The sequence below is a fragment of the Pseudothioclava nitratireducens genome, from assembly GCF_029210495.1.
In the GTDB taxonomy this organism is placed as follows: domain Bacteria; phylum Pseudomonadota; class Alphaproteobacteria; order Rhodobacterales; family Rhodobacteraceae; genus Pseudothioclava; species Pseudothioclava nitratireducens.
Genome location: NZ_JARGDK010000008.1, coordinates 57,841 through 69,807, shown reverse-complemented (window position 1 = coordinate 69,807; position 11,967 = coordinate 57,841). Strand labels below are relative to the sequence as shown.

The following is an 11,967-nucleotide window of genomic DNA, read 5'->3' as shown; positions in this document are numbered from 1 at the left end:
CCCCGCCTCGGATTTTGTGAGTATTTGCCCACAGGATGAGCAAACGCCCATCCCAATGGGAGGATACCATGACTATGACGATCCGGGCGCTTATGGGCGCCTGCGCCTTTGGCGCATTTGCCGCCGTGGCCGGCGCAGAAACCATCACCGTGGCCACCGTGAACAACGGTGACATGATCCGCATGCAAGGCATGATGGATGCCTTCAACGCGAAATATCCCGACATTCAGGTCGAGTGGGTGACCCTCGAAGAAAACGTGCTGCGTCAGCGCGTCACCACCGACATCTCGACCAAGGGCGGCGCTTTCGACGTCATGACCATCGGCATGTATGAAACCCCGATCTGGGGTGCCAATGGCTGGCTCGTGCCGCTCAACGACCTGTCCGCTGACTACGACGCCGGTGACATCCTGCCCGCGATGGCTGGCGGTCTGAGCCATGACGGCACGCTCTATGCCGCGCCTTTCTACGGCGAAAGCTCGATGATCATGTATCGCACCGACCTGATGGAAAAGGCCGGTCTGGAAATGCCCGAAGCGCCGACCTGGACCTTCATCCGTGAGGCGGCAGCCGCGATGACCGACCGCGCCAATGACATCAACGGCATCTGCCTGCGCGGCAAGGCCGGCTGGGGCGAAGGCGGCGCCTTCATCACCGCCATGTCGAACTCCTTCGGGGCGCGCTGGTTCGACATGGACTGGAATGCCCAGTTCGACACCCAGCCGTGGAAAGACACGCTCGAGTTCTTCGTCGGCATGATGAGCGAATCCGGCCCGGCCGGCTACGCCACCAACGGCTTCAACGAGAACCTCTCGCTGTTCCAGCAAGGCAAGTGCGGCATGTGGATCGACGCGACCGTCGCGGCGTCCTTCGTGACCAACCCCAACGACTCGACCGTGGCTGACAAGGTCGGCTTCGCGCTCGCACCCGATAACGGGCTTGGCAAGCGGTCGAACTGGCTCTGGGCATGGGCTCTGGCGATCCCCGCCGGCACCCAGAAAGAGGCGGCGGCCAAGACCTTCATCGAATGGGCGACCTCGAAAGAATATATCGAGCTCGTGGCCGAGAAAGAGGGCTGGGCGAACGTGCCTCCGGGCGCACGCACCTCTCTCTACGAGAACCCGAACTACATGGAAGTCCCCTTCGCCAAGATGACGCTGGACTCGATCCTGTCGGCTGACCCGAACAATTCCACCGTCGAACCCTCGCCCTATGTCGGCGTGCAGTTCGCGGCCATCCCGGAATTCGCGGGCATCGCTTCGGAAGTGAGCCAGGAATTCTCGGCGGTCTATGCCGGCCAGCAAACGGTCGACGAAGCACTGGCCAAGGCGCAAGCCATCACCAATGACGCCATGGAAGCAGCGGGTTACCGCTAAGCTCCTCCCGGGGCCGGAGGGCGGCGTCTCGCTGCCCCCCGGTCTTCGTTAGTTCCTTTACGATAAGCGACACGGCCGAATTGCGGCCCCGAAACGCGAGCCCCGCAATCCTAGGGAGGGTGAAGTCATGGCGACCCAACAGTCGCGGTCCGCAGCCAGATTGATGATGGCCCCGGCGGTCATTCTGCTTCTGGGCTGGATGCTGGTTCCGCTCATCATGACGCTGTATTTCTCGTTCAAGAAATACCTGCCCCTGCGCGGTGGCGATCTGGGCTGGGTCGGCTTTGACAACTATGTCAGCTTCGTCACCTCAAGCTCTTTCTGGCCGAGCATCCAGACCACGCTGATCATCGTCGGCGGCGTGCTCGTCATCACGCTGGTGCTTGGCGTGCTGCTCGCGATCCTGCTCGATCAGCCGATGTGGGGGCAGGGCATCGTCCGCATCCTCGTCATCGCGCCGTTCTTCGTGATGCCGACCGTGTCGGCGCTGGTCTGGAAGAACATGTTCATGGACCCGATCAACGGCATTCTCGCCCATCTGTGGCGCTTTTTCGGCGCGCAACCGGTCGAGTGGCTGAGCCAGGCGTCGATGCCGTCCCTGATCATCATCATCAGCTGGCAATGGCTGCCCTTCGCGACGCTGATCCTGCTGACCGCGATCCAGTCGCTCGACTCCGAGCAGCTTGAGGCCGCCGAGATGGACGGTGCGCCAGTGCTCAAGCGGTTCTGGTTCATCACCCTGCCGCACCTGAGCCGCGCAATCACCATCGTGATCCTGATCCAGACGATCTTCCTTTTGGGGATCTTCGCAGAGATCTTTGTGACCACCGGTGGCGCCTTCGGCACCCGGACCCTGTCCTACCTGATCTTCCAGCGCGTGCTGGAGAGCCAGAATATCGGCCTGGGCTCCGCAGGCGGCGTCTATGCCATCATCCTCGCCAACATCGTTGCCATCTTCCTGATGCGCATCGTTGGCAAGAACCTCGACGCGTGAGGAGGATCTGACCATGGCCCGCGCCACTACCCCCCGCCGCAAGTCGATCAACACCGCCCTCGCATGGGCCGTGGGGCTGCTGATCTTCTTCCCGATCCTCTGGACGATCCTGACCAGCTTCAAGATCGAGGCGCAGGCTATCAACGACCCGCCACTCTTCCTGTTCTTCGACTGGACGCTGGAAAACTACGCCGTCGTGCAAGAGCGCTCGGACTACATGCGCTACCTGTGGAACTCGATCATCATCGCGGGCGGCTCGACGCTGCTCGGCCTGATCGTCGCCGTGCCCGCCGCATGGTCGATGGCCTTCGTCCCCTCGAAGCGCACCAAGGACATCCTGATGTGGATGCTCTCGACCAAGATGCTGCCCGCCGTGGGCGTGCTCTACCCGATCTATCTGCTGTTCATCAAACTGGGCCTTCTCGACAGCCGCATCGGCCTTGTGATCGTGCTCATGCTGATCAACCTGCCGATCATCGTCTGGATGCTCTACACCTATTTCCGGGAGATCCCGGGCGAGATCCTCGAAGCCGCGCGGATGGATGGGGCCACGCTCAAGGAGGAAATCCTCTACGTCCTGACCCCCATGGCGGTGCCGGGCATTGCCTCGACGGTGCTGCTCAACATCATCCTCGCCTGGAACGAAGCGTTCTGGACGCTGAACCTCACGGCAGCCAAGGCCGCGCCGCTCACGGCCTTCATCGCCAGCTATTCGAGCCCCGAAGGGCTGTTCTACGCAAAACTGTCCGCCGCCAGCACGATGGCCATCGCACCGATCCTGATCCTTGGCTGGTTCAGCCAGAAACAGCTCGTGCGTGGCCTGACCTTCGGCGCGGTGAAATAAGGGAGCCCGAGAGATGGGACAGATTGAACTCAAGGGCGTGACCAAACGCTTCGGCGAAGTCGAAGTGATCCCGCCGCTCGACCTCAAGATCGACGAGGGCGAATTCGTGGTCTTCGTCGGCCCCTCGGGCTGCGGCAAATCCACGCTCCTGCGCCTGATCGCCGGGCTCGAGGATGTCTCGGGCGGCGTGATCGAGATCGACGGCACTGAGGCGACCACCCTCCCCCCGGCCAAGCGCCGCCTTGCGATGGTGTTCCAAAGCTACGCGCTCTACCCGCATATGTCGGTGAAGAAGAACATCGCCTTCCCGCTGAAGATGGCGAAAACCGATCCAAAGGTCATCGAGGAAAAGGTTGCGAATGCGGCGAGCATCCTCAACCTCACCGACTATCTGGACCGGCGTCCGGGGCAGCTCTCGGGTGGTCAACGCCAGCGGGTCGCCATCGGCCGCGCCATCGTGCGCGAACCGGCCGCCTTCCTCTTCGACGAACCACTCTCGAACCTCGACGCGGCGCTGCGGGTGAACATGCGGCTCGAAATCTCGGAACTGCACCAGTCGCTCGGCACGACGATGATCTACGTGACCCACGATCAGGTCGAGGCCATGACCATGGCCGACAAGATCGTCGTGCTGCAAGCGGGCCGCATTGAGCAAGTCGGCAGCCCCCTCGAACTCTACCGCGCGCCGCGTAACCGCTTCGTCGCGGGCTTCATCGGCTCGCCCAAGATGAACTTCGTCGAAGGCGAAGAGGCTGCCAAGCACAATGCCCACGCCATCGGCATCCGCCCCGAGCATATCGAGGTCTCGACCACCGAGGGGCTCTGGCAGGGCAAGGTCGGCGTGGCCGAACATCTGGGCTCCGACACCTTCCTGCACGTGACCACCGCGCATGGCGTGATCAATGTCCGTGTCGGCGGCGAAATGGGGCTGCGCCACGGCGATACCGTCTGGCTCACACCCGATGCGAGCCAGATGCACCGCTTCGACGCGAAAGGCTTGGCACTGGCATGAGGCTCAAGGGGAAACGCGCGCTGATCACCGGGGCCGCACGCGGCATCGGGCGCGCTTTTGCCGAAAGCTACCTCCGCGAAGGCGCAGAGGTCGTGATCGGTGACATCGCCATCGAGGCCGCCCGCGCCACCGCCGCCGAAATCGGCGCGGAGGCCGTTGCGCTCGATGTCACCGACAAAGCCAGCATCGACGCGGCAATGGCCCATATGGCCGAGACCGGCGGCATCGACATCCTGATCAACAACGCCGCCATTTTCTCGCTGGCCCCGCTGACCGAGATCACACGCGACGACTACGACCGCGTCTTTGCGATCAATGTCGAAGGCACGCTCTTCATGATGCAGGCCGCGGCCAAGCAGATGATCGCGCAGGGCCGCGGCGGCAAGATCATCAACATGGCCAGCCAGGCCGGACGGCGCGGCGAAGCGCTCGTCGCGGTCTATTGCGCCTCGAAGGCCGCCGTCATCAGCCTCACGCAATCGGCGGGGCTGAACCTGATCGGGCACGGCATCAACGTGAACGCCATCGCGCCCGGCGTGGTCGATGGCGCGCACTGGGACGGCGTGGATGCGCTGTTTGCGAAATACGAGAACAAACCTCTCGGCCAAAAGAAGAAAGAGGTCGGCGCCGCCGTCCCCTTTGGTCGGATGGGCACAGCCCAGGACCTGACCGGCATGGCCGTTTTCCTGGCCTCCCCCGAGGCCGATTACATCGTCGCACAGACCTACAATGTGGACGGTGGGAACTGGATGAGCTGAGATGAAACTGACGAACGCCACGCTGGGCCAACTGCCCGAAACCGTCGCCAAACCCGGCTATGACCGCGCCCGGCTCAGTCCCGGCATCGTCCATATCGGCTGCGGCAATTTCCACCGCGCGCATCAGGCGGTCTATCTCGACGACCTCTTCGCGCTGGACGAGGGCCATGACTGGGCACTTCTCGGCGCGGGCGTGCGCGAGGGCGATGCCCGGATGCGCGAGACCCTTCTGGAGCAGGACGGCCTGTACAGCGTGATCGAACTGGCCCCCGGTGCGCACAGCGCCCGCGTCATCGGCGCGATGACCGGCTTTGTCGAAGTGGCTCCGGGGAACGCCGCGCTCATCGCCGCGATGCGTGACCCGGCGATCCGCATCGTCTCGTTGACCGTGACCGAGGGTGGCTATTACATCGACCCGAAGACCAACACCTTCAGCCCCGATCACCCCGACATCCAGCGCGACGCCGCCAACCCGGACACGCCCGACACGGCCTTCGGCGCCATCGTCGCCGCGCTCCGCGCCCGCCGCGCGGGCGGCCACGTTCCCTTCACCGTGATGTGCTGCGACAACGTCCCCCATAACGGCCATGTCACCCGCGACGCGGTGGTGGGCCTCGCGCGGCTCAGCGATCCCGAACTGGCCGCATGGATCGAAGCCGAGGTCGCCTTCCCGAACTCCATGGTCGACCGCATCACCCCAGCCACCGGCCCGCGCGAACGCGAGATGGCCGCGCGCTTCGACATCGAAGACGCCGCCCCCGTCACCTGCGAGCCGTTCCGCCAATGGGTGATGGAGGACACTTTCCCCGCCGGACGCCCTGCGCTCGAAAAGGTCGGCGTGACCTTCACCCCCCATGTCGACAAGTTCGAGACGATGAAGATCCGCATCCTCAACGGCGGCCACGCGATCATCGCCTATCCGGGCGGGCTGCGCGACATCCACTTCGTCCATGAGGCGATGGCCGATCCGCTGATCCGCGCCTTCCTCGACAAGATCCTGACCGACGAGGTCCTGCCGATCGTGCCCCCCGTCCCCGGCCAGGACCTCACGGATTACAAACAGCTGATCATCGAGCGCTTCTCGAACCCCGAGGTCGCCGACACCGTGCGCCGCCTCTGCCTCGATGGCTCGAACCGACAGCCGAAGTTCATCATCCCCTCGATCCGTGACCGGATCGCGCAAGGGGCCAGCTATGACGGGCTGATCCTGCTCTCTGCGCTCTGGTGCCGCTATTGCTTTGGCACCACCGAGAGCGGCCACAAGACCGAGCCGAACGACCCGAACTGGGATCGGCTGACCGCTCAGGCGGCTCTGGCGAAAGCCCGGCCCGCCGCTTGGCTCGAAATGAAGGAGATCTACGGCGATCTGGGCGACAATGCCGAACTGGTCGCGGTCTTCACCGACGCGCTGAATGCGGTCTGGAAAGACGGCTCTGAGGCGGCAATCGCGCGCTATCTCGCAGGCTGAGTGACGGCGCGGCGGGAACCCCGCCGCGTGCCTCCCTCAATACACGTCCCAATCGTCCTCATGGCCGATCGGACCGATGGCCAGCCAGTCCGCCCGCACCCGCGCGACGCGCGTGTCGCCCCATGTGCGGAACACGATCACGAAGCCTTCTTCGGTGACCATATCGGCAGAGATATCCATGCGCGGATTGTGCTTCTGGTCGATGTCCCACATCGAGAGAGAGACCTGCACCACGGGCGGCACCTGAAACGGCTCGGAAAACTCCACGAGCTTGCGCAGCTCGCGCGGCCCCTCTCCGGTCCACATCACGCCCCCGTCCTGATAATCCGAGAACAGGACCAGCGACCCCCGCATGACCCCAACCCTGTTGCCGTTCATCTTCAGCATGCGCATTTCCCGTCTTGCCTGATACAGATTTACGCGCCCCGGTTGAAAAGAAAAAGCCCCGGCGCGATGGCCGGGGCTTTTCCTGTTTCTGGCTGGGCTCAGAGGCTCATATGGGTGCCAAGGGCTTCCATATCGGCGAGCATCTTGGTCGCCGCATCCGCCACCGACGGATGGGCTTCTTCGACGGTCTTCTTGGCCTCTGCCATCATCTCCGCATGGATCGCCGCGGTCAGCTCTGCCTTGGGCAGGCCGCGCTCTGCGAGCACGGTGACGCCCGAAGCATCGACCTGAACGAAACCACCGGTCACGGCGTAGTCCTCGGTGCCATTCGGCCCGACGACAACAAGGATGCCCGGCCGCAGCGTTGCGATGAGGGGCGCGTGGCCCGCCATCACGGTCAGGTCGCCATCGGCGCCCGGAACCCGGACCTCGGTCACCTGTGCGGAAGCGAGCTTCCGTTCAGGCGAGACGAGATCGAATTGCATCGTATCGGCCATTGGTCAGCCTCCTTACGCCGCAGCGGCGAGTTTCTCGGCCTTGGCGATCACCTCGTCGATGCCGCCAACCATGTAGAAGGCTGCTTCCGGCAGGTGGTCGTATTCGCCAGCCACAACCGCCTTGAACGAGCGGATCGTGTCTTCCAGCGGAACCTGAACGCCGTCCGAGCCGGTGAACACTTTCGCAACGTCGAACGGCTGCGAGAGGAAACGCTGGATCTTACGGGCGCGGGCCACGGTGAGTTTGTCTTCTTCCGACAGTTCGTCCATGCCGAGGATGGCGATGATGTCCTGCAGCGACTTGTAGCGCTGAAGGATACCCTGGACGTCACGCGCAACGTTGTAATGCTCTTCGCCGACGATGGCCGGGTCGAGAATACGCGAGGTCGAGTCGAGCGGGTCCACGGCCGGGTAGATGCCGAGTTCCGAGATCGCACGCGACAGAACGGTGGTTGCGTCGAGGTGGGCGAACGAGGTTGCCGGCGCAGGGTCGGTCAAGTCGTCGGCCGGAACGTAGATGGCCTGCACCGAGGTGATCGAGCCAGCTTTGGTCGAGGTAATACGTTCCTGAAGCGCACCCATGTCGGTGGCCAGCGTCGGCTGGTAGCCCACGGCCGAAGGAATACGGCCCAGAAGTGCCGAAACCTCGGAACCTGCCTGGGTGAAGCGGAAGATGTTGTCCACGAAGAACAGAACGTCGGTCCCCGACTGGTCGCGGAACTGTTCTGCGAGGGTCAGACCCGACAGAGCCACGCGCATACGTGCGCCCGGCGGTTCGTTCATCTGACCGTAGACCAGGGCCACTTTCGACTCTTCGAGGTTGTCCGGAACGATAACGCCCGACTCGATCATCTCGTGGTAAAGGTCGTTCCCCTCACGGGTCCGCTCACCCACACCCGCGAACACCGAGAAGCCCGAGTGCACTTTTGCGATGTTGTTGATGAGTTCCATGATGAGAACGGTTTTACCCACGCCTGCACCACCGAACAGACCGATCTTACCACCCTTCGAGTAGGGCGCGAGAAGGTCGATCACCTTGATGCCGGTTGCGAGGATTTCCGAAGCGGTCGACTGCTCGGCGAAGTCCGGTGCCGGCTGGTGGATCGCGCGGTGCTCAGACGCGTTGACCGGGCCCTTTTCGTCCACCGGCTCGCCGATGACGTTCAGGATGCGGCCCAGCGTCGCGTTGCCGACCGGAACCGAGATCGGTGCGCCCGTGTCGGTCACGACCGCGCCACGGACGAGACCTTCGGTCGCGTCCATTGCGATGGCGCGAACGGTGTTCTCGCCAAGGTGCTGCGCCACTTCAAGCACGAGCGGCTTGTCGTTGTTCACGGTTTCCAGTGCGTTGAGAATCGCGGGGAGCCCGCCGTCGAACTGAACGTCGACGACGGCGCCGATGACCTGGGTCACTTTGCCTTTGATTGCCATATTCGTTTCTCCGATTTCGTCAGAGCGCCTCGGCGCCCGAAATAATTTCGATGAGCTCGTTGGTGATCACGGCCTGACGCGAGCGGTTGAACTCGATCGTCAGCTTGTCGATCATTTCGCCCGCGTTGCGGGTTGCGTTATCCATTGCCGACATCTGGGCGCCATTGAACGAGGCGTTGTTTTCCAGAAGCGCGGCAAAGATCGCCGTTGCCACACCACGCGGCAGAAGATCTGCCAGGATCTCTTCCTCGCTCGGCTCGTAGTCGTAAACCGCCGAGGCACCAGCCTCTTCGGACGCTTCGAACTGCGCGGGAATGATCTGTTTCGCGGTAGGCACCTGGCTGATCACGCTTTCGAACTCCGAGTAGAAGATCGTCGCGACATCGAACTCACCCGCTTCGAAACGGGTCAGCAGATCGCGTGCGATGTCCTGCGCATTGGCATAGCCGATACGCTTGACCTCGGAGAGATCGACGTGACCAACGAAATACTGGCCATAGTCGCGGCGCATCGCGTCGCGGCCTTTCTTGCCGACGGTGAGGATCTTCACCGTTTTGCCGGCTGCCAGCAGTTCATTGGCACGGGCGCGGGCCAGTTTCGCGATATTGGCGTTGAAGCCACCGCAAAGGCCGCGCTCGCCGGTCATCACCACCAGAAGGTGGGTCTGATCCGAGCCCGTCCCGGCAAGGAGCCGGGGCGCGCTGTCGGAACCGCCCACCGAGGCTGCGAGCCCCGACATGACGGCGGTCATGCGCTCGGCGAAGGGCCGGGCGCTTTCGGCGGCTTCCTGGGCGCGGCGCAGTTTTGCTGCCGCGACCATCTGCATCGCCTTCGTGATCTTCCGAGTGTTCTTAACACTCTCGATCCGGTTTTTTAGGTCCTTAAGGCTGGGCATTTCCCTGTCCTTTCAGGCGCTTACGCGAAGGTCTTGGCGAATTCTTCGATCGCAGCCTTGAGCTTGTCGGCAGCGTCGCCCTTGATCTTCGGGTCCTCGTTGGTGAGCCAGTCGAGGATGTCCTTGCGGTTCGAACGCAGATGCGCCAGCAGACCGGCTTCCCAACGACCCACTTCCTTCACCGGGACGTTGTCCAGGTAACCGTTGGTGCCCGCGAAGATCACGGCAACGATTTCGGCGTTGGTCAGCGGCGAGTATTGCGGCTGCTTCATCAGCTCGGTCAGACGCGCACCGCGGTTCAGCAGTTTCTGGGTTGCGGCGTCGAGGTCCGAACCAAACTGTGCGAAGGCGGCCATCTCGCGGTACTGTGCGAGTTCGAGTTTCACCGGGCCTGCAACCGACTTCATCGAGTTGGTTTGAGCCGACGAACCCACGCGCGACACCGACAGACCGGTGTTAACGGCCGGACGGATACCTTGGTAGAACAGTTCGGTTTCGAGGAAGATCTGACCGTCGGTGATCGAGATCACGTTGGTCGGAATGAAGGCCGACACGTCGCCGCCTTGGGTTTCGATGACCGGCAGAGCGGTCAGCGAGCCGGCGCCGAAGTCCTCGTTCAGCTTCGCCGAACGCTCCAGCAGGCGGGAGTGCAGGTAGAAAACGTCGCCCGGGTAAGCTTCGCGGCCCGGCGGGCGGCGCAGCAGCAGCGACATCTGACGGTAAGCCACAGCCTGTTTCGACAGGTCATCATAGATGATGAGAGCGTGGCGGCCCGAGTCGCGGAAGTATTCGGCCATTGCGGTTGCCGAATAGGGCGCGAGGAACTGCATCGGCGCGGGGTCCGAAGCGGTCGCGGCGATAACGGTGGTGTATTCCATCGCGCCGGTTTCTTCGAGCTTCTTCACCAGCTGCGCAACGGTCGAGCGCTTCTGGCCAACTGCGACGTAGAAGCAGTGCAGCTTGTTCGCCGGGTCCGCGTCGTTATACGACTTCTGGTTCAGAATGGTGTCGAGCGCGATCGCGGTCTTGCCGGTCTGACGGTCGCCGATGATGAGCTCGCGCTGGCCGCGGCCAACGGGGATCATGGCGTCAACCGACTTGAGGCCGGTTGCCATCGGTTCGTGAACCGATTTCCGCGGGATGATGCCCGGAGCTTTGACGTCTGCGACCGAACGCTTCTCGGCCTTGATCGGGCCTTTGCCGTCGATCGGGTTGCCGAGGCCGTCCACGACGCGGCCGAGCAGGCCTTCGCCCACCGGAACGTCCACGATGGCCTTGGTGCGCTTGACGGTGTCACCTTCTTTAATGTCACGGTCCGAGCCGAAGATAACGACACCGACGTTGTCGATCTCGAGGTTCAGCGCCATCCCGCGGATGCCGCCCGGGAATTCGACCATCTCACCCGCTTGGATGTTGTCGAGCCCGTGCACACGCGCGATACCGTCACCGACGGAGAGCACGCGGCCCACTTCGGCGACTTGGGCGTCCTGCCCGAAGTTCTTGATCTGCTCCTTGAGGATAGCAGAGATCTCAGCTGCTTGGATGCCCATTATCCGACCTCTTTCATGGCGTTCTTGAGGGAAGCGAGTTTCGAAGCGACCGAGGTGTCGATCATCTTCGAGCCCAGCTTGACGATCATGCCGCCGATGAGGGTCTCATCGACTGCAACGTTGAGTTTGACGGTCTTGCCCGTCTGTTTCTTGAGCGTGGCCGCCAGTTTGTCGGCCTGTGCCTTCGAAAGTTCAGCGGCCGAAGTCACCTCTGCGGTCACTTCGCCCTTCTCTTCGGCGATGGCCTCGGCCAGCGCGTTCAGCAGTTGCGGCAGCGCGAACAGACGACGCTTTTGCGCCATCAGTTGAAGCCCGTTCGCGAGCGGGCCGGAAAGACCCATCTTCTTCGCGATGGCTGCAACGGCATCGGCCTGAGCTTCGCGCGAGTAGAGCGGCGAGGCGATCAGGTCGCGCAGATCGGCCGAGCCGTCCAGCGCGGCGCCCAGCGCCTCAACGTCTTTCTCGAGCGGGCCAAGACCTTTGGCATCGCGTGCAAGTTCGAAAATTGCCGTCGCATAGCGACCGGCTACGGCTGCGGAAATCGAAGCTGGTTCGGACACGTCCACCCTTCCGATGCTGTGCCTCTGCCAAGACGGGGATGTCGCGGCCAGAGGTCTCCCCCGACGCGAAGGACCTCTCCTCCACATCGCAATATCGGGCCTGCGTGTAGCAGAGCAATCCCCCCCTCGCAACCGTCTTGCACAACGGAATGTGAACGAAAAAGCGCATTTTGCGCTGACCAATGCCGCAGGGCG

Annotated in this window: 12 protein-coding genes; 6 read left to right on the top strand and 6 right to left on the bottom strand. The window is 63.0% G+C overall.

The window, feature by feature from the left end:
• The first annotated feature begins 74 nt into the window (after positions 1–74).
• The 6 genes from P0X85_RS10850 to P0X85_RS10825 all read left to right on the top strand — a co-directional run bounded on the left by P0X85_RS10850 (position 75) and on the right by P0X85_RS10825 (position 6,452).
• Positions 75–1,376, top strand: coding sequence for an ABC transporter substrate-binding protein (locus P0X85_RS10850; protein ID WP_275812937.1), 1,302 nt, complete (start codon positions 75–77; stop codon positions 1,374–1,376).
• 127 nt (positions 1,377–1,503) lie between these two features.
• Positions 1,504–2,370, top strand: coding sequence for a carbohydrate ABC transporter permease (locus P0X85_RS10845; RefSeq protein ID WP_275812786.1), 867 nt, complete (start codon positions 1,504–1,506; stop codon positions 2,368–2,370).
• A gap of 13 nt (positions 2,371–2,383) precedes the next feature.
• On the top strand, positions 2,384–3,214 hold the full coding sequence (locus tag P0X85_RS10840) for a carbohydrate ABC transporter permease (protein WP_275812783.1): 831 nt from the start codon (positions 2,384–2,386) through the stop codon (positions 3,212–3,214).
• A 13-nt stretch (positions 3,215–3,227) separates the two neighbouring features.
• Positions 3,228–4,226 carry an ABC transporter ATP-binding protein gene (locus P0X85_RS10835; protein ID WP_275812780.1) on the top strand — a complete coding sequence of 333 codons (999 nt, stop codon included), beginning with the start codon at positions 3,228–3,230 and terminating at the stop codon, positions 4,224–4,226.
• The gene (locus P0X85_RS10830; protein WP_275812777.1) at positions 4,223–4,984 is read left to right on the top strand and encodes an L-iditol 2-dehydrogenase; all 762 of its coding nucleotides are present in this window, start codon (positions 4,223–4,225) and stop codon (positions 4,982–4,984) included. Before P0X85_RS10835 ends, P0X85_RS10830 begins: the two co-directional genes overlap by 4 nt.
• 1 nt (position 4,985) lies before the next feature.
• A complete protein-coding gene (locus tag P0X85_RS10825; RefSeq protein WP_420851825.1) occupies positions 4,986–6,452 on the top strand; it encodes a mannitol dehydrogenase family protein in 1,467 nt (488 codons plus the stop codon).
• Positions 6,453–6,488: 36 nt separating this feature from the next.
• Here P0X85_RS10825 and P0X85_RS10820 read toward each other — a convergent pair whose 3' ends face one another.
• The 6 genes from P0X85_RS10820 to P0X85_RS10795 form a co-directional block, all read right to left on the bottom strand.
• Positions 6,489–6,839 carry an H-type lectin domain-containing protein gene (locus tag P0X85_RS10820; RefSeq protein WP_275812774.1) on the bottom strand — a complete coding sequence of 117 codons (351 nt, stop codon included), beginning with the start codon at positions 6,837–6,839 and terminating at the stop codon, positions 6,489–6,491.
• Positions 6,840–6,937: 98 nt separating this feature from the next.
• Positions 6,938–7,336 carry a F0F1 ATP synthase subunit epsilon gene (locus tag P0X85_RS10815; protein ID WP_275812771.1) on the bottom strand — a complete coding sequence of 133 codons (399 nt, stop codon included), beginning with the start codon at positions 7,334–7,336 and terminating at the stop codon, positions 6,938–6,940.
• Between the two features lie 12 nt (positions 7,337–7,348).
• Positions 7,349–8,767 (bottom strand): F0F1 ATP synthase subunit beta, encoded by a 1,419-nt coding sequence (gene atpD / locus P0X85_RS10810; RefSeq protein WP_275812768.1) that lies wholly within the window; start codon positions 8,765–8,767, stop codon positions 7,349–7,351.
• 19 nt (positions 8,768–8,786) lie between these two features.
• Positions 8,787–9,662 carry a F0F1 ATP synthase subunit gamma gene (locus P0X85_RS10805; protein ID WP_275812765.1) on the bottom strand — a complete coding sequence of 292 codons (876 nt, stop codon included), beginning with the start codon at positions 9,660–9,662 and terminating at the stop codon, positions 8,787–8,789.
• Positions 9,663–9,682: 20 nt separating this feature from the next.
• The gene (atpA, locus tag P0X85_RS10800) at positions 9,683–11,212 is read right to left on the bottom strand and encodes a F0F1 ATP synthase subunit alpha (protein WP_275812762.1); all 1,530 of its coding nucleotides are present in this window, start codon (positions 11,210–11,212) and stop codon (positions 9,683–9,685) included.
• Positions 11,212–11,772, bottom strand: a complete 561-nt coding sequence (locus P0X85_RS10795; RefSeq protein ID WP_275812759.1) for a F0F1 ATP synthase subunit delta — start codon at positions 11,770–11,772, stop codon at positions 11,212–11,214. Before P0X85_RS10795 ends, atpA begins: the two co-directional genes overlap by 1 nt.
• Positions 11,773–11,967: the final 195 nt, after the last annotated feature.